The organism is Pseudoflavonifractor phocaeensis (assembly GCF_016901735.1).
Lineage (GTDB): Bacteria > Bacillota > Clostridia > Oscillospirales > Oscillospiraceae > Pseudoflavonifractor_A.
Genome location: NZ_JACLZC010000150.1, coordinates 1 through 1,101, shown reverse-complemented (window position 1 = coordinate 1,101; position 1,101 = coordinate 1). Strand labels below are relative to the sequence as shown.

At 69.9% G+C, this 1,101-nt stretch carries 2 protein-coding genes; both read left to right on the top strand.

What is annotated here, in order from left to right:
* On the top strand, nucleotides 1-482 hold a 482-nt coding region (locus H7U37_RS14930), incomplete at its 5' end, for a recombinase family protein (RefSeq protein ID WP_204876945.1).
* The coding region (locus H7U37_RS14925; protein ID WP_204876944.1) for a recombinase family protein at nucleotides 467-1,101 on the top strand (635 nt) is incomplete at its 3' end. The genes H7U37_RS14930 and H7U37_RS14925, both read left to right, overlap by 16 nt.

The window sequence follows — 1,101 nt, the reverse complement described above, 5'->3', positions numbered from 1 at the left end:
ACCGGGCGCTGCGGTGCATGGGGCATGACTTTTACGCCCGGGACCTGGGGGAGAAGATCGGATCGGCCATTGCCGTGCGGCGGCAAGACGGGGTATTTTGGGGCAAAAAGCCCCCTTACGGCTACGCATGGGGGGAAGAAAAGCACAGTCTGCGCCCCCAACCGGAGGAGGCGGAGGCAGTGCGGCAGCTCTTTGCGCGGCGGGCGGCGGGGTGGAGCGTTTCCGGCCTGGCCCGGGCGGCGGGGCGGCGGCCGGAGGTCATACGGCGCATCCTCACCGACCCGGTGTACGCCGGTTATCTTCCCCTGCGCCAGAGCACGGCCCCGTCCTACCGGGGGGACCGGCCCAGGCCCATTCCGCCGCCCAAGCGGCGCTACGTGGCCGGTCAGGTGCCGGCGCTGGTGCCGGACGCCCTCTTTGGGGCGGTGTGGCGGAGCTTTTATCCCGATGGGGAGGGGGAATATCCGTGGGAAGAGCGGTAAAAAAGGGGATCGTCGCCCGCTATCTGCGCCTTTCGGACGACGACCCGGAGGCGGGGGAGAGCATCGAGGCCCAGCGGGCCGTCGTGGACGCCTGCCTGGACGGTCTGCCGGAGCTGTCCGGCCTGCCCCGGGTGGATTACGTCGACCGGGGCGTCACCGGCACCCACTTCCGGCGTCCCGCCTTTCAGCGGCTGACGGCCGACCTGCGGCGGGGAGCGGTGGTCTGTGTGGCGGTGAAGGACCTGTCCCGGCTGGGGCGGGACTATCTGGCGGTGGGCGACTGGGTGGAGCAGATTTTTCCCTTTTTTGGGGTGCGGTTTCTGTCGGCAAGCGACGGCCTGGACAGCGAGAGGGGCCAGGGCGGGGCCGGCGCTTTGGAAAACGCTCTCAAGGCCCTGATGCACCAGAGTTACAGCGCGGACCTGTCCCGGAAGATTGCCAGCGCCAAGCAAACCCGGGCGAGGCTGGGCGCTCTGGTCCCGGCCTTTGTGCCCTACGGCTACCGGAAGGAGGGGAGAACGGTGGTCATCGACGGGGAGACGGGACCGGTGGTGCGCTGGCTCTTTGCCCGGCGGGGGGAGGGCTGTGGGCTGGCGGCGCTGGCCCGGCGGCTCAACCG